Annotated in this window: 19 protein-coding genes and 1 tRNA gene; 2 read left to right on the top strand and 18 right to left on the bottom strand. The window is 63.1% G+C overall.

The annotated features are described in order from the left end of the window. Positions 1 to 105 precede the first annotated feature (105 nt). The 3 genes from M8A51_RS11275 to M8A51_RS26515 all read right to left on the bottom strand — a co-directional run bounded on the left by M8A51_RS11275 (position 106) and on the right by M8A51_RS26515 (position 1,594). On the bottom strand, positions 106 to 444 hold the full coding sequence (locus tag M8A51_RS11275) for a helix-turn-helix domain-containing protein (RefSeq protein ID WP_251778425.1): 339 nt from the start codon (positions 442 to 444) through the stop codon (positions 106 to 108). Between the two features lie 70 nt (positions 445 to 514). Beyond that, positions 515 to 922 carry a hypothetical protein gene (locus M8A51_RS11270; protein WP_251778423.1) on the bottom strand — a complete coding sequence of 136 codons (408 nt, stop codon included), beginning with the start codon at positions 920 to 922 and terminating at the stop codon, positions 515 to 517. A 45-nt stretch (positions 923 to 967) separates the two neighbouring features. Beyond that, positions 968 to 1,594 carry a DUF4304 domain-containing protein gene (locus tag M8A51_RS26515; RefSeq protein WP_368408539.1) on the bottom strand — a complete coding sequence of 209 codons (627 nt, stop codon included), beginning with the start codon at positions 1,592 to 1,594 and terminating at the stop codon, positions 968 to 970. 687 nt (positions 1,595 to 2,281) lie between these two features. On the opposite strand from M8A51_RS26515, the gene M8A51_RS11265 reads away from it, so the two are divergent. Further along, complete coding sequence (locus tag M8A51_RS11265) at positions 2,282 to 4,096, top strand: ATP-dependent nuclease (protein WP_251778421.1); 1,815 nt, start codon at positions 2,282 to 2,284, stop codon at positions 4,094 to 4,096. Then, complete coding sequence (locus M8A51_RS11260) at positions 4,093 to 5,367, top strand: ATP-binding domain-containing protein (RefSeq protein ID WP_251778419.1); 1,275 nt, start codon at positions 4,093 to 4,095, stop codon at positions 5,365 to 5,367. Before M8A51_RS11265 ends, M8A51_RS11260 begins: the two co-directional genes overlap by 4 nt. 298 nt (positions 5,368 to 5,665) lie before the next feature. Here the strand turns inward: M8A51_RS11260 and M8A51_RS11255 are convergent, their stop codons facing one another. The 15 genes from M8A51_RS11255 to infC form a co-directional block, all read right to left on the bottom strand. Beyond that, on the bottom strand, positions 5,666 to 6,829 hold the full coding sequence (locus M8A51_RS11255; protein WP_251778416.1) for a Wadjet anti-phage system protein JetD domain-containing protein: 1,164 nt from the start codon (positions 6,827 to 6,829) through the stop codon (positions 5,666 to 5,668). Then, a complete protein-coding gene (locus M8A51_RS11250; RefSeq protein WP_251778414.1) occupies positions 6,826 to 10,290 on the bottom strand; it encodes an SbcC/MukB-like Walker B domain-containing protein in 3,465 nt (1,154 codons plus the stop codon). Before M8A51_RS11250 ends, M8A51_RS11255 begins: the two co-directional genes overlap by 4 nt. After that, the gene (locus tag M8A51_RS11245) at positions 10,283 to 10,975 is read right to left on the bottom strand and encodes a DUF4194 domain-containing protein (RefSeq protein WP_251778412.1); all 693 of its coding nucleotides are present in this window, start codon (positions 10,973 to 10,975) and stop codon (positions 10,283 to 10,285) included. Before M8A51_RS11245 ends, M8A51_RS11250 begins: the two co-directional genes overlap by 8 nt. Continuing rightward, positions 10,972 to 12,462 (bottom strand): Wadjet anti-phage system protein JetA family protein, encoded by a 1,491-nt coding sequence (locus M8A51_RS11240; protein WP_251778409.1) that lies wholly within the window; start codon positions 12,460 to 12,462, stop codon positions 10,972 to 10,974. The genes M8A51_RS11245 and M8A51_RS11240 overlap by 4 nt, the downstream gene beginning before the upstream one ends. Then, entirely contained in the window at positions 12,444 to 13,217 is a 774-nt protein-coding gene (locus tag M8A51_RS11235; RefSeq protein WP_251778406.1) for a WYL domain-containing protein, read from the bottom strand. Before M8A51_RS11235 ends, M8A51_RS11240 begins: the two co-directional genes overlap by 19 nt. A gap of 608 nt (positions 13,218 to 13,825) precedes the next feature. Further along, positions 13,826 to 14,425: a hypothetical protein gene (locus M8A51_RS11230; protein ID WP_251778404.1), complete on the bottom strand. Its 600-nt coding sequence runs from the start codon at positions 14,423 to 14,425 to the stop codon at positions 13,826 to 13,828. Positions 14,426 to 14,591: 166 nt separating this feature from the next. Then, the gene (locus M8A51_RS11225) at positions 14,592 to 15,824 is read right to left on the bottom strand and encodes a DUF1173 family protein (RefSeq protein ID WP_251778401.1); all 1,233 of its coding nucleotides are present in this window, start codon (positions 15,822 to 15,824) and stop codon (positions 14,592 to 14,594) included. 413 nt (positions 15,825 to 16,237) lie between these two features. Next, positions 16,238 to 16,314, bottom strand: a tRNA-Pro gene (locus tag M8A51_RS11220). A 30-nt stretch (positions 16,315 to 16,344) separates the two neighbouring features. Continuing rightward, on the bottom strand, positions 16,345 to 16,806 hold the full coding sequence (locus tag M8A51_RS11215) for a MerR family transcriptional regulator (RefSeq protein WP_251778400.1): 462 nt from the start codon (positions 16,804 to 16,806) through the stop codon (positions 16,345 to 16,347). Between the two features lie 35 nt (positions 16,807 to 16,841). Continuing rightward, positions 16,842 to 17,183 (bottom strand): integration host factor subunit alpha, encoded by a 342-nt coding sequence (locus tag M8A51_RS11210; protein ID WP_251778398.1) that lies wholly within the window; start codon positions 17,181 to 17,183, stop codon positions 16,842 to 16,844. 20 nt (positions 17,184 to 17,203) lie between these two features. Further along, complete coding sequence (gene pheT, locus M8A51_RS11205; protein WP_251778395.1) at positions 17,204 to 19,621, bottom strand: phenylalanine--tRNA ligase subunit beta; 2,418 nt, start codon at positions 19,619 to 19,621, stop codon at positions 17,204 to 17,206. Between the two features lie 16 nt (positions 19,622 to 19,637). Continuing rightward, a complete protein-coding gene (pheS, locus tag M8A51_RS11200) occupies positions 19,638 to 20,675 on the bottom strand; it encodes a phenylalanine--tRNA ligase subunit alpha (protein WP_251778393.1) in 1,038 nt (345 codons plus the stop codon). A gap of 147 nt (positions 20,676 to 20,822) precedes the next feature. Further along, the gene (gene rplT, locus M8A51_RS11195) at positions 20,823 to 21,182 is read right to left on the bottom strand and encodes a 50S ribosomal protein L20 (protein ID WP_251778391.1); all 360 of its coding nucleotides are present in this window, start codon (positions 21,180 to 21,182) and stop codon (positions 20,823 to 20,825) included. Between the two features lie 38 nt (positions 21,183 to 21,220). Beyond that, entirely contained in the window at positions 21,221 to 21,424 is a 204-nt protein-coding gene (rpmI, locus tag M8A51_RS11190) for a 50S ribosomal protein L35 (protein ID WP_251778389.1), read from the bottom strand. A gap of 133 nt (positions 21,425 to 21,557) precedes the next feature. Beyond that, complete coding sequence (gene infC / locus M8A51_RS11185; RefSeq protein ID WP_251778387.1) at positions 21,558 to 22,094, bottom strand: translation initiation factor IF-3; 537 nt, start codon at positions 22,092 to 22,094, stop codon at positions 21,558 to 21,560. Between the last annotated feature and the right edge of the window lie 55 nt (positions 22,095 to 22,149).

Genomic DNA, 22,149 nt, shown 5'->3' with positions numbered 1-22,149 from the left:
CGCTCCGTGATCTGCTTGACCGCTTCGATCTTGAACTCTTCAGGGTACGGTTGGTTGGTCTTCATGGCACCTCCTATTGGGCCTCAGTTTGAGGCTCGAAGGTGTCTACTGAACCCGGGGCGATTCAGGACGCGTCTGCAGCGCTTGGTTCAGCAAGTCCGCGACTCGCTGATCGTCCAGCGTCCTCGGGCGACCTGGCCGCGGCTCACTACGTAATCCTGGCAACCCTTGCTCGGCATATCGCGCGCGCCACTTGCGGATCGTTGGCTGCGACACGCCGAGTTGCTCGCCGATGGTTCCTGGCAACATCCCATCGGCCGTCATCAGCACGATGCGAGCACGCTGCGCAACCGCTTGTGGTGTGCGCCGCGAACGCGCCACCTTCTCCAATTCGGCGCGCTGCTCTTGGCTCAACTCGATCGTCGCGTCTTCACGCAGGTGCATCGTCGTTCTCCGGCCGTCAATGTACCGGAGGACATGCAAAATTAATGCAAGATATTTTTGCGACAGGACACTAGGCGGCGCCGTTCCAGAGCACATAGCGATCGTATTCATCAGCGAAGACGGCAAGCGACTTCGGACTGTAGATGCAAATGGTTGAATGGGACCTGGCGACCCCCTCGTTCGGATCGATGGCCTCCTCAAAGGAATACGCGTTGCCGTCGCGAGACGAATGCGCCGAAATGACGTGCACGGGGCCACCTGCTCCGTACCGCCTGAGCATCGCAATGAAGTCCGCTCGATGCGCAGCATGGTGTTTTACGTGTTCCATCGACCGTGCTTCGAAGTAGAAGCCGTGGTGCAGGCGCTGCAACTGCTTTGACCGCCTCTTTGGAGAATCGAGTTGGTGTAGCCAACGGTCTCTAAGCGTCGGCTTGACGAACATCTGAATGAATTCGACTTCAGCGGACGGTAGTGTCATGGCCTTTTACGCCGCCTAACTTTCGACATGAGCGGCATGGAGGGGTTATGCGTCATTGGCGAGCTTGCGTAGCTCAGCATAGCCTTCGAAGGGTGGCTGCGCGCCCTCCGACAGAGCCCACCGAGCGAACGCGGCCGCCTCTTCATGCCGTCCGCGCAGTTGGCGAACACGAGCGAAGGTATATGCCAAGCGGATAGTGCTACCGTGAGAATAGAGGCGAAGTGTTTCAGACTCAGACGCTAGTTCCGCCGGAGTGAGAGCGCGAAGAATCGATGCCGGGCCGTAGAACTTGCCGAAGAACGCAAGCCCGTGCTGTTCAAACACCTCAGCCGCGTCAACTACGGCCGCGGCCATACCCTCAGCCGTTCCATCGTGGCTCCATATGCGACCAGCTGGTCCTTCGGTGAGGCGGTGCCGAAACTCACACCACTCTTCAGTGATCTTCTTAGGGTCTGCGGGTGCGCCCCCAACACACGGCAGCCCCAGAGGGTGCACAGACAAGTTTACGGCGAAGCTGCCCCCAAACCAAAAGCCTTGGACATTAACAACGTGAATTGCCTCGTCGACCACGCGACGGAATGTGCGTCCGGATCCGGTGAACCCTTCGCGCCGGAGCAGCGGAGCAAAGTGAGCGCGGATTGCTGTTTCAAGACGCGGAGGCGCAGTGTTCATGACGCATGAATTAATATCGACTGCATTTTGCCGTGTAACACCCCGCGCGCAACCGGGTCGCACGCCCCTCCAATGGGGGAAGGTGCAAGCATGGACGCGGGCCTGCCGCCGACGCTGGGTTCGACGCACGCTGATAACAAGAACCGCAAACCCTGCAACATGCCGGGTTTGGGCCCGGAACCGAGCAACTGGGCAGAGGGTTAGCAATCCAGATGGACGCCACTACGCCTGCCCATTACTGACCGCTGCCGGGTTGCGTGACCGACGTCCGCTTCTGGCCGACATGTTGAGTTGGCGTCTTCGCCCAGCAGTGGACCTTCCCCTCGGCTGCCGCAGCTGCCAACGACCGCCCTCGGCAACTGCTGGGAACTCGCACTTCCGGCCAGGAGCAGTCGGTCGCAGCCGGCGGTTTGCGGGAAGTGCAGGGGATCGGCACCGGCCGCTGCGTTGAGCGGCCGTCCACTCGCTGTAGCCGTTGGGTGCCGGCCAAGGCGTCGCCCCTGGGAAATCCATTGGACGCGCATGAACACTGGGCTGCCGCCGCCGCCACTTGTACCGGCGGCTCTAGGCGATGGCTAACCACCTCGATGGCGCGGACTTGTTTCCATTAGGGCTACTCACGTAGCCGCCATCGCGCCAGGACGACAAAATTCGGCCGCATCAAAACTCAAGAAGCAGAGGGCCGCAATGCAACTGGCGTCGCTGAGCGTCCGGAACTTCCGTGGCATTCGGGAAGCGGATCTGAGGCTGAACCAGCACAACGTGTTCATCGGCGCCAACAACAGTGGCAAGACAACTGTCATTGAGGCGCTGGCTCTGTTGTTCGGTCGTGACCGCATGGTGCGCTCCCTCACTGAGCACGATTTCTATGGCGGCAACCCGGGACCGACCGATCGGATCAAACTGACAGCCACCATCGTGGGGTTCAAAAGCAACGACGCATCCAAGCACACCGACTGGTTCGGTCCGGATCGGGCCGTACCCAAGTGGGTGCACGAAGAAACCGGCGAGTTGCTGCCGGAGCCGGTCAACGCGAAGTCCGTATTGGCTTGCCAAGTGGGATTCGCAGCCCGATTTGAACGGATGAGCCTTGAGGTCGAGACCGTTCGCTACTTCGTGGACGACGCCGAAGCGGACGTGTTCGAGGACGATGCCTACCCACCGGTCCCGTCTCGGCTGTTGCGCGAAGTGGGCTTCTTCCTGGTGCCAGCCAGCCGCACCTGGGATCGAGTCATTTCGTTCGGCAGCGAACTGTTCCGACGCGTCCTTACCAGCGGCGACGGGCTTCCAGCACAGGCCATCCTGAGCGAGCGCGACAGGCTGCGGGAACCGGCAAACCCGGTAGAAACAGATCCTAAGCTCGCGCCTATCGTGGACGAGCTCGAAAACGAGCTGAAGGGCTTTTTCCCCCAGGGCCCAAGCCTGCGCCTGCGATTGACCTCTACCGACAGCGACGGGGTAATGGAATCCTTGGTGCCGCACTTCGCGTTCGGCGATGCTGCCCCGAACATCCCCGCGCGACGCCACGGTACGGGCTTGGTCTCCATGCAGAGCCTGCTGCTGCTGTTCCATTTCGGCCGACGCCGCGCTAAGGACGGCCAGAGCTTCTGGATGGCGCTTGAAGAGCCCGAGCTCCACATTCCTCCGCCATTACAACGCCGCGTCGTGCAGCGACTGCAGTCGCTTTCGGCCCAGACCTTTATTACCTCGCATTCGCCTACGGTGGCGGGGATGTCCGACCCGAAGGCGCTGCACGTGCTTCGCAACGAAGGCGGCAAGCTCACCTCGACACCGTTGAGCACGGCTTCATCACTGGCTAGCGACTCTAACCCGGTGCGTCGACTGTTCGAGATCCACCGTCAGGAAACTATTGCTGCTTTGATGCACGACAGCCTGCTTGTCCCGGAAGGCTCGATCGACGTCGAAATCCTCAATCTCCTGGCCATGGCTGTCGATTCCAGCCAAACCTGGGAATCTGGTTCCGATTCCCGATTCCTGACGCACGTCGGCATCGTGAGGACGATCGATGCTCAAGTCGTCCCGACCTATAAGCGGCTTCACCCTCTACACCCTTGCATTGTCTGCCTGGTGGACGGTGACGAGGCAGGAGACGGGTACATTGCGGGCCTAGCGGGTAGTTCACCGCGGCCATCAAGGGCATTGCGATGGCCGGACAGCTGGGCCATTGAAGATGCCTTCGGGTGGGTGCTTGACGGTGACCCCTCCCTGGCGAAGGCCATCGACGGCATTGAGCCTGCTGCGGCAGACTCCGCGGACCTGGTCGCCCGCTTGAAGTCCAAAGACAGGAATGCTGGAGGACTGAAACAAGATCGTCTGGCCTATGAGGCGGTGGCCCAGGCTATCGCTAGGTCAGAACCAGCTCGCTTGCGGGGTCTGTTGCTGCTGAACGCAATGGCCTCCGAGTGCCTCGGGCTCGACAGCGTCAAGTTCGCTGAACATAGCCGAATCAACGGACTGCGAGTGCGGGTCTTCGTGCCATGACGGTATGGGCAGTCAATGGCGCGGCAGGCTTCGGCAAGACCTACCGGCTTCTTCAGCGGACCACTCAAGAGCTGCAGTCGTGCCCACTGGGACCCGGCCAAGCGGTTCTTGCGCTGACGTTTATGCACGGCGCTCGGCAGCGACTCGAGCAGAAGCTTCAGGCCATACCCGGCCTGCGTGGGAAGTACCAGTGCGTGACTGTGGACGGCTTCGCGCGTTCATTGCGTTGGCGCTGGCGATCACTGGCCAACGCGATGGGCCAGCCGTCGACCGACGCCGCAGACTTCGATAGCCAATGCTCACTGGCCGCAGACCTGGTGCAAAGGCCCGTAGTCGGCAGCTGGTTGGCGATGGGCTATCCGTGCATCTTGTTGGATGAGGCGCAAGACCTGGACCTCCATCGCTTGCGGCTCGTCGAGGCGCTGTCGGCTTATAGTCGCCTCCTCATCGCCTTCGACGATTTTCAGTGCCTCAGGCAGGACCTGCGACCGAGCCCCGCTTCGGTCTGGCTTCCAACGGTTTGCGAGCCGGAGGTGCTGGCGAAGCCGCAGCGCTGCAAGGTGCCTGCGCTGCTTGATGCTTCAACGGCACTCCGCTCAGGACTGCGGCCCGTCGCTGGCGCCGGCTTCAAGATCGCAGAGTGCGCGAGCGCAAGTCAGGCCGCGGCCCTGATCGCTGCGACGATTCACTACGCGAAGCTAAAGTCGCCGAACAGCAGCGTCGCGGTGATTACACCATCGCGAAAGGGCGGTTACGCGGAAGAGCTTGTCGAACTGGTGTCGACGAAGCAGTGTGGGAAACAGAAGTTGGGGCCGTTCAAGCTGAATTGGGAACTCGGCGAGTCGCCATTCCTGGAAAGCGTCGAGCAGTTGGCCTTCGACGGCGAGAAGCCCTGCCGGGATGTTCTTCATGCACTACTCGATACCGAAGAAGGTCTAGCGCGGGACGCCCTTGTGCGATGGGTCATCCGTAAGCGCGACGTGGCCGGCCGTGAGTACATCCGGTTTGCTGACCTACTCGGACAGGCACGCAGGGTCTTGGCTGTGACGCGGGCGCGGGCAAATCGATCCGATAGCGGTCGGCGAGCTCTCACTGTCCACCAAGCCAAGAATCGGGAGTTCGACATCGTCATCGTCGTCTGGCCTTACACGGTTGCTCAGGACGACGAGGGCAAGCGGCGGCTTCTGTACAACGCCGTGACCCGCGCCAAACTTCAGTGCACGGTGATCGTGCAAGGCATTGGAAGTACGGGCAAGGCGCCTTTCGGGTAGAGGTTGGTACTGGCGAGGCCGAGGCGCTGAGTCGACCAGCTGCTTTGGGTCGACGAGTTTCGGACAGTCGGTGTCGCCGATGGGTCGCGAGTGCTACTTCGTGCCTTCAGCAAGCCGTCCCTCGTGAGGTGAACCGATGGCGGGCAGCGTAGGACCGCAGTACCTTCGAAACCGGTCGTTCGGCTAGACGCGGCATCGACTCATCGAATGATTGCAAGGTGACAGACACCGTGAATTGCGATGCCGGCAGCGACGGACAGCAACCGCTGCACTCCGGTATTGACTTGACAGCCCACACCTAGCCCTCCTGCTCTGCTATGAAAGGGTGCTTGTCAAGATCGTCCGCAATATCCGGCCATCCAGCGGCTTGCGCGTATCGCCGCATACGCTCAACAACCTCAGGGTGAGCCATCCGACGCTGAGACTCAAGCAGTTCCGAAGGCCGCATCTTCCATGGTACTAGCCGCCGCCCATGCTTTTGGGCGATCCTGGCAATGAAGGCGGCGATGCGGTAGCCCCCCTCGTCTACGTCGCCCCAATGACAAATCTCAACATTTGTCGGCAGCGTGACGAGCAACCGCTCATACATCGCGCTCCAACTGGGCGAGGGCATGCCGCCGGTGTAGATCAGTAGCTCGGTGGCGGACTGGGCGGCCCGCGCCAGACCGCTGAACGTCGTCAGATTCTCAATGGAGACGACACGCGCCGGTACCGACGCCAGCCCCAGAATCGTTTGCGCGGGGAGCGCTGTGTAGGGGGTATCCAGTACGGCCGTCACGCGTTCGCGCCGGATCACCACATTGCCAGCAAGCCGTACGGGTTGAGGCTCCTTAAAGAGTCCCAACTCCTGTAGCACCTCCATGGCCTCTCGGGGCGGTTCGTCGATGCTTCCCGAGAGCAAGACATCAAGAGCGGGCACTAGGCCTTCAAGCCGCTTGCTATTGCGGAAGATGCGGGCGCTGGCGTCCCGAACCGCCGTCTCGAGTTGCCCCTGCGCTACGCTTGCACGGCATGCCAAGATCGCGACGCAGGCATCGGCCCAATCCGCGCTGTCGCCCGGGCCGGTTCCTCGTACCTTTTTGAGTGACGACCAGCGCCCGACCACGTCCTCCAGCACCGGAAACTTGCCGGAATACCCGCTCAGCAAATTCGCTGCTGCACCGACCACATCCACCGCTGCTTGCGTTTCGAGCAGCGCGGCTAGCAGGTGTATATTGGCCAGCTCAACCCGCTCGATGAAACCGTCGCGCTGGCCGGCCGGCCACCTCAGCTTGACGGCCCCCTGTGCCTGGGCGTGCTTGAGTGCCGCCTCGAAGTCATCTTTCTCCGCCAATGTCTTCAGGGCCTTATAGCCCTTCAGATGTCGCGCGGTGAGACATGGCTTCTTTCTGGTAACCCCTGCGGAGCTGCGATCGGCCTGCTTGAGCAAGGCCCCTAGGGCAGTTCTGGCGAGCGCATTCATGCCGGTTGCCGGACCTGCGTGGCGTCCAACTGAGCGGCAGCCTTGGCTTCGTACATAACCGCTAACTCTTGATCGACCAAGTCGGGGTTGAACTCGGGCAGGTCGGAGCGGAACAGGTCACGGGTCTCCTGGCTGATGCGATGCCCCTCGAGGACCACAACGTTCGAATCGGAGTCGCGCATGATGTCGTAGTAGTCGGTCAGGAACGCCGTCAGCGTTCCCAAGGCCTCCCCAGTGCTGGCCATCAGGACCTGCAGCCGCAACTCCTCAAAGTAGCGCATCGTGGCAGTGATGTTGCGCGGGTCCATCTTCATGAAGGCCTCGTCGAGCAGGATCAGCCGCATGCCGCTGTCGTCTCCGCCCTGGAGCTGGTACGCCGATGCAACGGCAGCGCCAGCGATGACGTAAAGCGGCGCGCGATGCTCGCCCCCCGAGCCGGTGTGAACACGTTGGCTGAGCAGCCCCACCTTGACCGGGGCGGGCTTGTCGGGCGACTCGCGCAGCACCTCGACATCAAAATCAAAGAACTCCCGGTAGTCGTCCAGAGGCGATTTGGTAGCTCGGGACGACTCGGCCTTCTCCACCACCAGTTCATCGAAGGCCGGTGGCATCTCCCCGGCGCCACCGAGCAGGTCATCCATAGGACCATGGGTGGCAACATCTTTGATGAACTTCAGCAGATTCGCATAGGCTGGCCGCGGATCCTTCTTGAACTGGTAGCGCTCACCGTTGGTAAAGGCCGGCGCTGCGGCCAGCGCAGTATTCATGCGGGAGATGGTCGCATCGAGCCACACGATGTGCTCATGGAGGTCGAGCGCGACGTTGCTGCGGAACGTGCTCTTGGCTGCTTCCATGGCCTGCGCCATCTCCTGCTTCTTGTCGACGAGGCCGGTCTCGTTGAGCAGTATGACCCGGCGGGTGATGTAGTCTGACGCGGCCCGCCAGTCCTGCGCCTGCTCCTGAACGCCCTGCTCGTTGAATTCGATGATGAAGGCCCCGAAGCCTAGCAAGCCTTTCCGGGTAGCTTCATGGAAATTTCGTGAAGCCGACTGCTCACCGCTGACGGCGACCGACCGGATGAGCTCGAAGTCTTCGCCATGCTTTTCAAGTAGCTTGTCCCATTGCTCTGCCGCAAAGTCAGGGTCATACCCCGTTGCAGCCCGCGCCTTCGTGGCGGCGTCCCGGGCATCTTGCTGATCCCGCCTATGTCGAGCTGTATCGGCACACCGCTGCTCATGGGCAGCCCTGGCGGCGCCGAGCAGGGTGTTTGCGTCGGCGACGTCGGCGTTGGCCTGCGCAGCTTCGGCAAGCGCCTCTTCGGCTGCAAGCGCGAGGTTCTCGTATTCCTTCGTGTCGAGCGCGTCCAACCGGCGCTGGAAGTCCGCGAGCGCGGCACGCTCCAGGAGGAGACTTTGCGACACCCGCCCCAGTGCCACGGCGTTCTCGCCCTCGTCCCCGGAGAAAATGCCCAGTAGGCCCATGCCGAGCTTGAGCTCGCGCACTTGTTCTTCGCAGACGCCGAGTTCTCGCTTGAGTTCCGCCAAACGTGATTGCACGATCTCGCGCATGCGGCTCATGTCGGGACCGATCTTCAGCAGGGTCGGTGCGACCGGCTGGATGCGGTCTAGGTCGCCGTCTGCCACCCGCATGCCATCGGTCGTAAGCGCAAAGCTGTGACGCAAGCAGTCGTCGACAGAGTGTGCCCGCATGAACCGGAGGTGCTTGTGCGCGAACGCGACGGCGCGCGGGTCCGAGCCCGTGACCAACTCCGCCACCCATCCGGGTGTGATCGGGCCGACGTCGCGCAACGTGCTGGGCCGCACGATCTTGACCCCATAGACAGGCGACGATCGGTACACATTGAAGGCCTCCCGCTCGTCACGCTTTTCTACGAGGAGCGCCTGCACATTAGCGCGTCCCAACTGCGCCTCGATGACTGGCTGCCACTCGGTGTCCGCTACTTTGAGCAGATCGCACACCGGCGTCGACGCGATGCCGGCCTCGCGCAGCTTTCGCTGCAGTGTCGAGACGTTAGTGTCCAGAGGCGGCTTACCGGCCGCAATGCGCCGCTCGTTCTCCTGGGTTTCCTTCTGCTCCTGTTCGAGGGACGTGATCCTGGCACCCACCTCCATCAGCGACTTGAGCATCTCGCCGTGGAGCGCCTTTGCGGCCCTGCAGGCCAGCTTGACAATGGTCGCCAGCGCGTCGGCATCGTCAAAGTTGCCTCGCTCCAGGTAGCCCTCGAGCGAATGCATGGTGCTGCCCAACGTCTCGCCGCAATCGGGAACGGTCTTGCCCGGCACCGGCGTGCCCAGTGCACGAAGCAGACCCTCGAGTGTGGAGCGAATCTCCCCCAGATGCTCGGTGATCCGCCGCGTCGCAGAGGTGATGGACTCGTTGAGGTGCACGCTCTCGCCGTGAGCGTGGTGCTGGTCCCGCTGCGTCGCAGCCCTTGCAGCGGCTTGCTGGAGCAGGTCCCGACGCTGTGTCGCGGCTGCCACGGACTGGCAGGCCTCTTCCACCTTGTCCGCCGACTGCCCCTCCGCCTCTTCGGCGTCGGACACGGCGGCGTTGGCTTGCTCCAAGCTGGCTTGCGCTGCGAGCGCCTTCCACGTGACAGCCTTACGCTCCTCGGTCACCGCGCGCTGGAACAGCTCGTCAAGCTTCTTGGCTTCGCCCAGCTTGTGCTCAATGGCGGCAACCTTCGCCGCCAGTTCCTTGAACCCACGCAGCATGTCTAAGAACGCCTTGGTCTTGGTCGGGCGTGCCTCCAGCACCTGGCGGCGGATGATGTCGTCCACCGAATGGTCGAATTTCATCCGCAGAGCGAATCGGAAGGCTTGGCGGAATGCGTCAGCGCGGGGAAGGCTTTTCTTCCCGCGCAGTCGGAACAGCATGGCATTGAGGAAACGTCCGCCTTCCGCGAACAGCACTTCTTCGTCGGGCGCTGACTGCAGAAGGGGGCGCCTGACCAGCTGCTGTCGGAACGTCGACCACTCGCGTGGCCGCTCCTGCCCATCCACGATCTCTAGGTGATCCTGAAGCGTGATGTCAAAGGGCACAAGGTAGCGCCCAAGGATCTCGTGATCCGGCTTGGACGCACTGGCCACAACGCACATGCCCGCGGATACCATGTCCTGGCTTTCGTCGTCGAGGAAGGTCAAAGTGATGTAGGTCGTCGCCTCATCGCGCGCCCGACCGGTGGGCGAATTGTCCAGCTCTCCCAGGCAGTAGCTGCGCAACGTACGCGTGTTGCTGTTGCCTTCATCGGCCTGCGCGTTGTAGACGGCCCCGCTGCCCTTGCTGAAATTGCCGCCCAGCAGCACCGTTTGCACCGCGTCGAGCAGCGAGGACTTACCGCTGCCGTTTGCACCGAAGATGCCGGTGAGCGTCCCGACCTCCACCTCGCGGGCCTCATAGAGGTAGAACTGGACGAGCTTGATCCGGATCAGCTTAAACATTGGCTACCTCACTGTCCCGGCCACCGAAATCGTCGCCTTCGTTATCGTCGTGAGTGAGCGCAGAAGGCTCGCCGCTCTGGTCACCCGCCTTGGCTGCGCCGAACGCCGCTAGTCGCTCAAGCGCTGCTTCGCCAATCACCTCCACGATCCCGGGGCGGATGATGACCACGTACGGCTGTTCGGCGCCCTCGATGGCGATAGCGCGGTCATCGGTGTCCGATCGCGCGATGCCCCAGCGACGCAGAGTTGTCATGAGGGTCATCAAGCGCGAGCCGGACGGAAGCTCTCGCCCACCGCTGGCCTGGCGGTACTTCACGCCCAGCGTTACAAGGTCACACTCCACCTCGCCATCCTCGTTGTGATTGGCGACGCGCGATTCTTCATCGTGGATCTTCCGCAGTACGAGGGCGAGCAGGGTTTGCTCGACGGTCGCCGGATGCTTGGGGCGCGTGGGGATGGCGCACACATACCGCAGATTGCTGTTGACCTTCAGCAGGATACCCAGCGGTGCGAGCGCCCGCCGGAAGTCGGCTTCGAACTCGCGGATGACACCGTAGGCCGTCCGGCTCTTGCGATCAGCTTGGTACAGCACCTGCTCCGAGACCAGCCGATAGGCCATGGCTTCGAAGTCCTCTTCCGTGACGACGCCCTTGGTCGCTTGTTCCGCATTGGTCCAGAAGCTCATTTCTTGCCTCCCTGGCTCGCATGAATGTCGAACTCGATATGGCTTATCGCGCCCTGCACTTCTTCGATGCTTGGTCGCTGAATACTGAACCGACTGAGCATCAGCCGGGCATTCGCCTTGAGTTGGGCGCTGTTCGAGCCAACGGCCGCGGCAACCGTGCACAACGCCTGCATGGCGCGCACGTCCTCGATGGTGGAGGTGTCGAACTCGCAACTGGCCATGCGATCGCGGCCGGCCAACTGCGCGCGGATGAGTTCGGCCAGCTTGGGGGCTGACATCAGTCGGCGATTGCGCGCTTTGAGCTGGAGCCGAGCGCGGGCCTCCTGCTCTGGCGACATCACCTGTTTGCGCAGGGGCTGGGGCGGCGCGCGCTCAACGGGAACTCGGGGCAGTGCGAGCCGCGCACCGCATAAGCATTCCTCGCCTGGGAAGGGCGTCTCTTCAACCACGTCGGATTCGCAAGAGACCACCGCCTTGATGGCATGATCAACGAGCTCGTCCAGCGGCCGCGAAGCACGAAGCCGGTAGTCCAGGAACGCAACGGCCATGCGTGTCGCGCGACGGATCTCGTCATCCAGTCGGTCCAGGTACTCGTCGATCCGGGACAACTCCTCGATCTTCAGGATGTCCCGCTGGAGCAATGCCTTGGCGCGCATTTCGTCACCCGGCGCTCGCTTGGTCAAATACCATCCGAGCAATCGGTTGCGCACGAACTCGTTGGACTGGATGACCTCGACCATCGCGAGGATCTCCTGGCGACGCGAGAGCGGATGGTCACGGGTTCGCAGCTCTTTGTAGTCACCGATGAACATTCGCACGACAAAGTCTTCGAAGAAGCGGCGCACGAACTCGCCGGTCGAGGCTTGGCCGCTGAGTTCTGCCATCAGGTCGCGCACGCTGGTGCCCGCCACCCGAACGTGCTCCATCAGTGCGCGCGTCTGCTGGGCCGCCTCCTGCAAGGTCGAGCCGTCGGCGCCCTCCTCAAGCACCATTTTGATGTTGGCCTCGATGCTTCGAACCTTGCCCGCCACAAAGACAGGTCCGGTGTGCGCGAACTCGATCAGGCGCGTCGTGAACTGGGCTATCGCCGGCGCCATGGTGACCATATCTCGCACACCGACCTTGTCGACCCGGAGCCAGCCGCAGTCCTTGAGCCGGTGAAAAATCGCGACCGCCTGCATGTTCAGAGGCGTGCCCGGCGCAAGCTTGCCAGTACCGTCATCCTCGTCTTCCCAGGCGCTCATGTCCTGGAGTTCCTGCGTGATCTCCCGGATGATCTCGGTAGTGGGAAAACCGCTGCTGGGTGGCAGCGGCGCTTCCGGACCGAACTTGCGAGCGTGCAGGGCGCAAAGCAAAGCCCAGTACCGCATTCGGTTGGCCGAGGCTAGTGGCGCGAAGAGCCGCTCCGGCAGTACGCGAAACAGCTGGGCGTACCTCTCAGCGATGACCTCTTGTCGCAGTCTTTCGTCTACGTCGGAAACAACCATTCCTTGCACTCCTCCCGATTGTCGAGCGCGAGTTGATAGTCAGGAGGCAGTTGCCGATCTAGGTCTGTGGCGACTTTGAGTTCCTGAATGAGGTAGGGAACCAGCGGCCCGCGGCATGTCGTGACACGGGCAGCAGTACCTGAGAAGTATTCCTGCCGCACAACCTGGCTTTGGGCGTCGGTCAGCGAGGGATGGGCCACGAGCCGAACCTTAACAATGCGGTTCCAATTCGAATCGGAACCGATCTCATGCGAGGCCGCCTCGTCGGTCAGCGAGACATCGGTCATCCGGCCCAGCACAAAATCACGAAAATCGCCTCGCTCTAGACAGTAGCCGCGCACATGCCACCGACGTCCTGCTCGGACGATGGAATGGGGCTCGACCACGCGGCGATGTTTGACCGGACGGCTCATCGACATGTAGTTGAAGGAGACCTGTCGCCTGTCCTTGATGGCCATTCTCAGCCGCGAGAAGGTGTAGGGCGACAGCCGGGAGAACTCCCAGGGCAGGATCATCGTCGCATCTCCCAGGCTTTCGTGGATGGGCACGGCACTCGCACTCGGGTGGCTGCGCTCGACATCGCGGTAGGCAGCCTTGGTCGCCGTAAGGGATCTCCGCTTGCTATCCCACTCGACCCAATCTGGCCGCTGCACCTTGAGTTCCTTCAACCACTCGGAAGCGCGCGTTGCGCTCAAGCCGAACAGCTCCATTAACCGAGCACGCGATACACGCCCCTCCCAGATCAGCACGCTCACCGTATTCCCCAGTCGTTCTTCTTGGACGTCGAGTCGCCTGTCACTAGCGGTGACAGCTGGCCGGGGCTTGCTCATAGGCATTGGGATGGGTCACGTATCGTACGATTTTCCGTAGCATACGGAGTTCCGTGTCATACCACAACACCTCCTTCCGGACGGCGCGAACCGATACTCGCGGCTAGCCGCTCAACAACCAGTCTTGCGCGGGGCCTGCTGCTGCGCCTCGTTCAACTGACGGTCGTGCCGCCACTGATCGCCAGAGCCAGCACCGCTTGTTGCACACGAGTTTGATTCCGCCGTCAAATCGCTAATGACAGCAGCCGCCGCAAGGCGAACCTTCACGCACCCAGAACGAGCATCCGCCGGTGATCGGACTGGCTGGTATATGCCGACTCTCGGTTGGCCGGCATATGCCGATCGCTGACACCGATGACTGAATGCGATGGGAAGCCCGCGGGAGGACGAAGTGTGCGAGGCTGCGAAGAGTGTCGAGAGGGAAAGCCGGGTGGCCAAGGTTCACGCCGGGGCCAAGCCACGCTGGAATCGCTCTTGCCGCTTGCCGGCGCTGGCGATACTGACGGCGTTTACTGGTTCCCAAGAAAGCTCGTTCAGTCGGACGAGGGAATCGATGGCACAGCGATTTCGTAGATGATGCATTCGGAGCGGGCGCGCATGAGGGCTCCGCGCCGCTCTTCAAAGGTCTTCGTTCCATCGCTCGCTATACCGATCGCTTCACGAACATTCTTGATGATCCCATTGCGGGTCTCCGCAATCGTGCTGCCGCTCAAGCCAGATGTGCGAAGGGCCTGTCCAGCGAAGTTGGTTGCGCCACCCCATCCACTGAATGCGGCGATGTAGGTCGCATTGGCGGTGGCGTTTGCTGCGGTAAGAGCAGGAGCAACGACGGATCCTGCTACCAGCCCGCTCATCGACAGCCAGTAAGCCCTCTTTGCTTGGTCCACTGACGCCTTCTCGTAGCCGGACAGGCGCGGTAGACAAAAGTTCAGCACTTCTTGAAGTCGATCCTCAATCTGCTTCTCGTTCTCCGCATCCAATTCTGCTTGGGACTTCCCGCCGCCTTCAATCTTCTGCAGAGTGAAGGTCTTTGATGCAGTTGAGTCGACCAACGGTCGGCTGTCTGCCGTTGCACAGCCGGAAAGTTGTGATGCAAGTGCCACGCACAGCACAAAAGTGACTAGCGCTCTCATGCTGACCCTCCTTGTAACCAATCGTTGGCACCATATACCCAACTGATGGAATCGTGCGATCCCCCAAAAGGGGGCACTGTCTACCTCCGGGTGCACCACCCGGTGGCTGATGCGGCCGGACTTTCTGGTGGTACCAAGACGGAGCGCCGCACGAGCACACTGCACCCTACCTCGCGGGCAGTTGCGGTGCCGCCGCGCCTTCGTCTAGCCGCCAAATCCACGCGGACGGCACCGATAGCTTGATCCCCTCCTCCTTCATTTGTCGTTCGTGCTCGGGCATCAACGGACTGACGATATGCAGCGGTACCGGCGCCGGTCGCGCGTCCAACAGCAACGCGTTCGCAAAAGCCGGTGCCCGCCTCGACTCGAAATCGAGCGGCTTGTAGAAGCACCGCCCCTCGTTCACCAGCATCTGGAGTAGGCCCGCCTCGCGGGGATGCGCCAACGGCAGCCACTGTTCGTTCACCAGTTGCAGCGTGGCACTGTGCACCCACAGCAGGCTCTCACGCTTCGCGAACACCAACGCAGCCAGCAGCAGGCGCAGGCGCGCGCTACCCCTGACGGCCGACGCCGGTTGCAGCTCCCAGGCGTCGATCGCCTCCGCAAAGACCCGGCGCAGCCGGCACAAGGTGGTCGCGTCGACATGCAGCGCCACGTTGGCCATGTGCTTCAAGCGCAGCGCCGCGCCCTGCGGCGTGCGCGCCACCTCCTTCACCTCACCGACGATCAGCATCATCGGCAGGCTGCCGTCGCCCTGCGGCACCATCAGCGTCCCCAACCGACGCTGACGGCGCTCGGCCAGGCCGTCCAGATCTTCGCGCCGGAACGGCTCGGGCAGGAACAGACGATCGGCCAGGCACAGGCCCTTGGCCCTGAGTTCCGTCGCGGCCTGCAGCAGGTGGTAGCGGAACACCGGCCAGTTGCGCTTGCCGGCCATGCGTGGGGACCAGCGGTTGAAGCCGGCACGCTCCATCAACAGGTGCAGCATCGCGCGCAGGCCGAGAGGACGGTGCGACGATCTCACATGGGTCGGAGCAGCTGGCTCGGCAGCCGCCCTGGAACTGCCCTGGCGTCGCGACAGCGGAAACGAAAACACCACCTCGAGCCGGTCGCCCTCGAGTTCCCGCACGGCGTCGCCCATCAACTCGCCGAGGCCACCGTGACTTGGCGGCGGCTCGTAGGCGTCGCAAAGCGGGTCGTGCTGGTGCCCGGTCCCGGGGCAGCGCTTGACCACGTAGTCCCGGTAGCGGGCGATGTAGACCGGGATGCCAGGGTCGCGGCACAGGCAGCGCAGCAGCAGCCGCCCGTCGTAGGCATGCGCGAGTCGCTGCTGGAAGTCGGGCTGCCGCGGATGGATGACCTCCTCACCCGCCAGGTAGCACGGTCCTAAGTTTTCCATCGCAACAATGTCCTGCCGGGAACCGTCCGTCGCTATCCGGATCCGGCCACCCGACGAGCAGCCGCCATGCATTCCATGGCATGAGCAACACGCAGGCTCACGGCTGGACCATGTTCGCCGGGCGCTATCCCCAGCCGCTGTGGACAACCCTGTGCGCCAGTCCCTGACGGGACGCTCCTGCCCGCATCGGTGGGGACACCGCATCGGATTGCTGCAATCTGCGGCAGCCAGCGTCAACGAGTTGGAGGAAACACTGAAGGACCTGCCCCTACTGCGGACAGGGATGCGTTGCGCCCGCCGCCCGGCATCTGCAGGCGCCGCGAACCGGGACAAATTTAGGACGCCGTTAGGACGCAGCGTCCCGGAATGACAAACGGGCTAGCAGCTTGTGGCTGCTAACCCGTTGATTTTATTGGTCGGGGTGGCGGGATTCGAACTCGCGACCCCTTGCACCCCATGCAAGTGCGCTACCAGGCTGCGCTACACCCCGACGAAGCCAAAGAGTATACGATGCTTTGCGTCAGATGACCAGCAAACTGCGGATCGACAGCAGTTCCTGGCGCACTTGATGCACCGAGTACGGCACCACGGCCGCGCGAGCGGAAGTGCTCGCGACCAGCGCGGCCGCGACCGCTTCCTGAGCCACAGGCGCCTCAACGACCTCGTGTTCGTAGACGGGCGGCACACTCTCCGGAGCATCGACCGATTCCTGCCGCGATGCATGGCTGCCCATTTCGGCCAACCGGTTGCGTGCGCCGCTGATCGTGAAACCCTGCTCGTACAGCAGCTCGCGTATGCGACGGATCAGCAGCACCTCGTGGTGCTGGTAGTAGCGCCGGTTGCCGCGGCGCTTCATCGGCTTCAGCTGGGTGAATTCCTGCTCCCAATAGCGCAGCACGTACGGCTTGACGCCGCACAGCTCGCTCACCTCACCGATGGTGAAGTAGCGTTTGGCAGGGATGGCGGGGAGCGATTTCTCCACTGAAATCAATAAGATCGAGCAAGAAAGCTAAGACTTTACTCGAACTCTTCCCCGGCGGGAATGTCTCCCTGCACAACACCCTTCAACTTGTGACTGGCGTGAAATGTGACCACATTGCGCGCCTTGATCGGGATCGCTTCTCCGGTGCGCGGGTTGCGCCCGGGCCGGGGCGCCTTGCGCCGGATCTGGAAGTTGCCGAACCCCGACAACTTCACGTCCTGGCCTTCCACCAGGCTGGCGTGAATGATCTCGAAGAAGGCTTCGACCATGTCCTTGGACTCGCGCTTGTTCAGCCCCAGCCGTTCGAACAGCAGGTCGGCCAGCTCGGCCTTGGTCAGCGTCGGCGTCTCGATGGACGGGAGTATCGCTCTATCCATGTTCGCTCCTCCGGCCCACCTCAGCCGCGCAGTCGGCCCCCCAGCCGGGACCCCAGTGTATCGACCACGGCTTGCACCGCGGCCTCGATCCGCTCGTCGGTCAGCGTCGCGTCGTCGTCGAGCAGCTCCAGTCGCAGCGCCACGCTGTGCTCGTCGGCACCGATTTCGCCGGTGGCAGCCTTGGGCTTGTAGATGTCGAACAAGGTCACGTCGCGCACCAACCCTCCGGTCGGTGCCGCTTGCACAGCCTCGATCAGCGCGTCGTAACGCACGTTGTCGGCCACGATCACCGCCAGATCGCGCGTCACCGCCTGTTGCCGGGCAATGGGCTTGTAGGTCGGCACCGGACGGCGCTGCAGCGCGGCTGCCTCGATCTCGAACACCACCGGCGCGTGCGGCAGCTCGTAGGCCTGCCGCCATTTCGGGTGGAGTTCACCCAGGTGGCCGACCACGCCATCGTCCAGCACGATGGCCGCGCAGCGTCCCGGGTGGAAGGCCGGGTGCTCGGCCACGACGAAACGCGGCTGCAGCGGCGCCAACAGCTGGGCCAGGTCGCCCTTCACGTCGAAGAAGTCGACCAGGCGCTCCGGCACGCCCCATTGCACCGGTGCCGCAGGGCCGTAGGCCAGTCCGCACACCCGCATCGGCTGGTGCAGGCCGGCCACGGTCGCGTCGCTCTCCGGCACGCTGTCGTCACGCAGGAACACGCGCCCCGCTTCGAACACGCGCACACGGCCCGCCTTGCGTGCCAGGTTGAAACGCAGCACCTGCACCAGGCTGCCGATCAGCGACGACCGCATCACGCTGAGGGAGCTGGCGATCGGGTTCAGCAGACGGATCGGCTGCACGTTGCCGGCAAAGTCACGTTCCCAGCGCTCTTCGACAAAGCTGAAGTTGAGGGTTTCCTGGTAGCCCAGGCCGGCCAGCGTCCTGCGCACCGCATGCAAGCCGCGCTGAGACTCGGTGCGCACACGCGGCACGATCGGGCCGAGCGGCGCGGTATCCGGCAGGTTCTGGTAGCCCAGCACGCGGATGACCTCTTCGATCAGGTCTTCCTCGATCTGCAGGTCGAAGCGCCAGCTCGGCGGCGTCACCGTCACCGTGCCGTCACCTTCGGTGAACGACAACCCCAGGCGGCGGAACACGTCGGCGCATTGTCGCTGCGTGACCGGCATGCCGATCACCTTGGCGGCGCGCTCGACGCGCAGTGTGACCGGCGCACGCTGCGGCAGGTTGACGATCTGGTCGTCCATCGGCCCGGCCTCGCCGCCACAGATTTCGAGCACCAACTGCGAGATGCGTTCGATGTGCTCGACCGTCAGCGCCGGGTCGACGCCGCGCTCGAAACGGTGGCCGGCATCGGTCGAGAAGTTGTAGCGGCGCGAACGTCCCGCGACGGAGTGCGGCCACCAGAATGCGGCTTCGACATAGATGTTGTGGGTGTCGTCAGACACCGCCGTCGCGTCGCCGCCCATGATGCCGGCCAGCGATTCGACAGCCTCGTCGTCAGCGATCACGCCGACCTTCTCGTCGACCTCGATCGTGTTGCCGTTCAGCAGCTTCAGCCGTTCGCCCTGGCGGCCCCAGCGTACCGTCAGGCCGCCGTGGATCTTGTCGAAATCGAAAATGTGAGAAGGCCGACCGAATTCGAACATCACGTAGTTCGAGATGTCGACCAGTGCCGTCACCGGGCGCTGACCGCAGCGCTCCAGCCGCTCGACCATCCAGGCCGGCGTGCGCGCCCGGGTGTTCACATTGCGGATCACACGGCCCGAGAAGCGGCCGCACAGGTCGGCTGCCTCGATGGCGACACGCAACGTGTCCGTGTTCTTCACGGGCACGGGCGCAAACGCGACAGCCTTCAGCGGGGCACCGGTCAGCGCAGAGACTTCGCGTGCAATGCCGTACACGCTGAGGCAGTGCGCCAGGTTGGGCGTCAGCTTCAACGTGAACAGCACGTCGTCGAGCTTCAGATGCTCGCGGATGTCCTGTCCGATCGGTGCCCCGTCGTCGAGCACGAGCAGCCCGCCGTGGTCTTCCGACAGTTTCAGCTCGCGCGCCGAGCACAGCATGCCCTGGCTTTCGACGCCTCGCAGCTTGCCGAGCTTGATCTGGAACGGCTTGCCATCTTCGCCCGGCGGAAGTTCAGCGCCGACCAGCGCACAGGGCACCTTGATGCCCGGGCGCACGTTCGGTGCGCCGCAGACGATGTTCAACGTCTGCCCGGTGCCGGCGTCGACCTGGCACACGTTCAGCCGGTCGGCGTTCGGGTGCTTGGCGACTTCCAGCACCTGAGCGACGACGATCCGCTGGAATGGCGGAGCGACCGGGCGCAGCTCCTCGACCTCGAGCCCGGCCATCGTCAGGATGTCGGCCAGCTCCTGCGTGCCGATCGGCGGGTTGCAGAACTCGCGCAACCATGATTCTGGGAATTGCATTTCGACTCCGGGCCTCTTACTTGAACTGCGACAGGAAGCGCAGGTCGCCGTCGAAGAACAGGCGCAGATCGTTCACGCCGTAGCGCAGCATCGCCAGTCGGTCGATACCCGAACCGAAGGCGAAGCCGATGTAGCGCTCGGGATCGAGCCCCATGTTGCGGATCACCTGAGGGTGCACCTGCCCCGACCCCGAGACCTCCAGCCAGCGCCCTTTCAGCGGCCCGCTGTTGAACATCATGTCGATCTCGGCGCTCGGTTCGGTGAACGGGAAGTAGCTCGGCCGGAAACGGATCTGCATGTCGTCAGTCTCGAAGAACTCGCGCAGGAAGTTCACGTAGACCGACTTCAGGTCCTTGAAGCTGACGTGCTCGCCGACCCACAGGCCTTCGACCTGGTGGAACATCGGCGAATGCGTGGCGTCGCTGTCGACGCGGTAGGTGCGCCCCGGCGCGATCACGCGGATGTCGGGCATCGGCTGGCCGGCGTCGAGCTGCACACGGTGCCGCTTGACGTGCTGCACGGCGTAGCGGATCTGCATCGGGCTGGTGTGCGTGCGCAGCAGGTGCCCGCCTTCGACATAGAACGTGTCGTGCATCGAGCGCGCCGGGTGGTCGGCCGGCGTGTTCAGTGCCGTGAAGTTGAACCAGTCGGCCTCGATCTCGGGACCGTCGGCCACGTCGAAACCCATCGAACCGAAGATCGCCTCGATGCGCTCCATCGTGCGGATCACCGGGTGCAGCGCACCGACGCCACCGCTGCGGCCCGGCAGCGTCACATCGAGCGCTTCGGCCCTCAACTGAGCTTCCAGCTCGGCCTCGGCCAGCGCGTGCCGGCGTTCGTTGAGCGCCGCCTCCACCTGCTGCTTCGCTTCGTTGATGGCGCCGCCGCGGGCCTTTTTCTCCTCGGGCGCCAAGGCGGCCAGCCCCTTCAGGAGTTCGGTCACGCGGCCAGCCTTGCCCAGGTAGCGCGCCTTGGCGTTCTCCAGGTCGGCCGGCGTCGGCGCCTGCAAGAACTCGGCGCGCGCCTGTAAGACCAGTTGGTCAAGCTCGTTCATGCTGTGCAGTCGGCGCGCCTCGGGGGCACGCTGCTATCGGTCTGGACATAAAAAAAGGCCGCACCCGGTGTCGGCCTTTTCCTGCTGCCCCGGTCTAGCGGGGCGCTGCGGTGGTCGGGGCCGTCGGCCTCGACGCCATCACGGCAATCAAGCAGCGAGTTGAGCCTTCACCTTTGCGACGATGCTGCTGAATGCAGCCGGGTCGTTCACAGCCAGTTCGGCCAGGACCTTGCGATCGATGTCGATCGAGGCCTTCTTCATGCCGTTCATGAACTTGCTGTAGGTGATGCCCTGCTCACGGGCCGCCGCATTGATACGGGCGATCCAGAGACGGCGGAACTCACGCTTCTTGGCACGGCGGTCGCGGTAAGCGTACTGGCCGGCCTTCATCACCGCCTGTTTGGCGATGCGGAATACGTTCTTGCGGCGGCCGCGGAAGCCCTTGGCCAGGGCCAGGATCTTCTTGTGACGGGCGCGTGCGGTAACACCACGTTTGACGCGAGGCATGTCTTTTCTCCTTCAACCGTTGAAAGCGGACCCGACGGTCACAGACCCGCGAAGGGCATCATCTGTGCGATGTGGCCCATGTTGGTGTCATGCACGTTGGCAGCGCCACGCAGATGGCGCTTGCGGGTCGTGGACTTCTTGGTGAGGATGTGGCGCTTGTACGCCTGACCGCGCTTGACGGTGCCACCCGGGCGAACGCGGAAACGCTTGGCCGCGCTCTTCTTGGTCTTCATTTTGGGCATCACTGCTCCTTCTTCGTTGTGCCCGTGAGGCGCCGCGAACCTTTCGCGGTCTTGTTGGCCCCGGGCCACTTGGCCTTGCCGCCGGCGACCAGACCGGCGACAGGTTTCGAACCTGACGGCTCCCTGCGGAGCCTTACTTCTTCTTCTTGGGCGCCAGCACCATGATCATCTGGCGGCCCTCGAGCTTGGGCATGTTCTCTACGACGCTGACGTCGACGAGATCGTCACGCACCCGCTCCAGCAATCGCATGCCCAGTTCCTGGTGCGTGATCTCGCGACCGCGGAACCGCAGCGTCACCTTGCCCTTGTCACCTTCTTCAAGGAAGCGGCGCAGGTTGCGCAGCTTGATCTGGTAGTCGCCCTCGTCCGTGCCGGGGCGGAACTTCACTTCCTTGATGTCGATGACGTGCTGCTTGGCTTTCGCCTCTGCGGCCTTCTTCTGTTCCTGGTACTTGAACTTGCCGTAGTCCATCAACCGGCAGACCGGCGGCGTCGCCGTTGCTGCAATCTCGACGAGATCGACATCGCTCTCAGAGGCGAGCCGCAAGGCTTCCTGCAGGCTCACGATGCCGATGGGTTCGTTCTCGGGGCCGTTCAACCGGACTTCCGGTGCGGTGATTTCCCGATTCAGTCGATGCTTGCGCTCCACGTTGGGAGTGCGCCGGTCCATGAAAGTAGCGATGGCTCAGATCCTCAGGGGTCCCGCCCCAAAACAAAAAAAACAC

The sequence above is a fragment of the Caldimonas mangrovi genome, assembly GCF_023721835.1.
GTDB lineage: Bacteria > Pseudomonadota > Gammaproteobacteria > Burkholderiales > Burkholderiaceae_C > Caldimonas > Caldimonas mangrovi.
The sequence above is the reverse complement of the archived record's forward strand: the minus strand, read 5'-3'. Positions and strand labels throughout refer to the sequence as shown.

Coding starts and splice junctions, on each gene's coding strand:
- M8A51_RS11275 (WP_251778425.1), bottom strand. CDS start 444: ATGCACCTGCGTGAAGACGCGACGATCGAGTTGAGCCAAGAGCAGCGC.
- M8A51_RS11270 (WP_251778423.1), bottom strand. CDS start 922: ATGACACTACCGTCCGCTGAAGTCGAATTCATTCAGATGTTCGTCAAG.
- M8A51_RS26515 (WP_368408539.1), bottom strand. CDS start 1,594: ATGAACACTGCGCCTCCGCGTCTTGAAACAGCAATCCGCGCTCACTTT.
- M8A51_RS11265 (WP_251778421.1), top strand. CDS start 2,282: ATGCAACTGGCGTCGCTGAGCGTCCGGAACTTCCGTGGCATTCGGGAA.
- M8A51_RS11260 (WP_251778419.1), top strand. CDS start 4,093: ATGACGGTATGGGCAGTCAATGGCGCGGCAGGCTTCGGCAAGACCTAC.
- M8A51_RS11255 (WP_251778416.1), bottom strand. CDS start 6,829: ATGAATGCGCTCGCCAGAACTGCCCTAGGGGCCTTGCTCAAGCAGGCC.
- M8A51_RS11250 (WP_251778414.1), bottom strand. CDS start 10,290: ATGTTTAAGCTGATCCGGATCAAGCTCGTCCAGTTCTACCTCTATGAG.
- M8A51_RS11245 (WP_251778412.1), bottom strand. CDS start 10,975: ATGAGCTTCTGGACCAATGCGGAACAAGCGACCAAGGGCGTCGTCACG.
- M8A51_RS11240 (WP_251778409.1), bottom strand. CDS start 12,462: ATGGTTGTTTCCGACGTAGACGAAAGACTGCGACAAGAGGTCATCGCT.
- M8A51_RS11230 (WP_251778404.1), bottom strand. CDS start 14,425: ATGAGAGCGCTAGTCACTTTTGTGCTGTGCGTGGCACTTGCATCACAA.
- M8A51_RS11225 (WP_251778401.1), bottom strand. CDS start 15,824: ATGGAAAACTTAGGACCGTGCTACCTGGCGGGTGAGGAGGTCATCCAT.
- M8A51_RS11210 (WP_251778398.1), bottom strand. CDS start 17,183: ATGGATAGAGCGATACTCCCGTCCATCGAGACGCCGACGCTGACCAAG.
- pheT (WP_251778395.1), bottom strand. CDS start 19,621: ATGCAATTCCCAGAATCATGGTTGCGCGAGTTCTGCAACCCGCCGATC.
- pheS (WP_251778393.1), bottom strand. CDS start 20,675: ATGAACGAGCTTGACCAACTGGTCTTACAGGCGCGCGCCGAGTTCTTG.
- rplT (WP_251778391.1), bottom strand. CDS start 21,182: ATGCCTCGCGTCAAACGTGGTGTTACCGCACGCGCCCGTCACAAGAAG.
- rpmI (WP_251778389.1), bottom strand. CDS start 21,424: ATGCCCAAAATGAAGACCAAGAAGAGCGCGGCCAAGCGTTTCCGCGTT.
- infC (WP_251778387.1), bottom strand. CDS start 22,094: ATGGACCGGCGCACTCCCAACGTGGAGCGCAAGCATCGACTGAATCGG.